Annotated in this window: 1 pseudogene; it reads right to left on the bottom strand. The window is 52.0% G+C overall.

From position 1 onward, the window contains the following. Nucleotides 1-55: 55 nt before the first annotated feature. Nucleotides 56-525: pseudogene (locus ACR0I8_RS22125) on the bottom strand (DDE-type integrase/transposase/recombinase); the annotation flags it as partial.

Raw genomic sequence — 525 nt, 5'->3', positions numbered from 1 at the left:
TGAATCAGGTGACGAGCTCAGCGGACTGCTGCAACAGGCAGAGTCCGGTCGTGATTTAACCCTGGCGGATCAAGTGCGCCACTTTATTTCCGTCGAGCTTTACCGTCGCTGAGGCGAAGGCCTTGAACCTCAGCATATGCCGCGTGTGTTTCTTGATGAACCGGTGGCCCTCTTCCACGATATTGTTCGAGTATTTCCTCCTCACGATCTCAATTGGGATCGGGCAGCCAAAGCCTTTGAGCAATTTGTTGATAGCCTTGTTGCCGGTGGTGTTGGCACCGCTCTTGTCGATCACAATCTCCCTCGGCAATACATTGATACCCACATTCTGGCGAAGAACTTAGTGGCGGCTGGTTTGTTGCGACGCATTGAAAGCATGAATTCAAGGGTCTTGCTGTGCTTGTCGACAGCTCGATAGAGGTAAACCCACGCGCCTTTAACTTAGGTGTACGTTTCGTCCATTCTTCACGAACGAATACATGGCCCTTTGCGGCGACGTGCTGCCTCAGCGATTGCACCAGAATA

The sequence above is a fragment of the Ruegeria sp. BG9 genome (assembly GCF_056538305.1).
The sequence above is the reverse complement of the archived record's forward strand: the minus strand, read 5'-3'. Positions and strand labels throughout refer to the sequence as shown.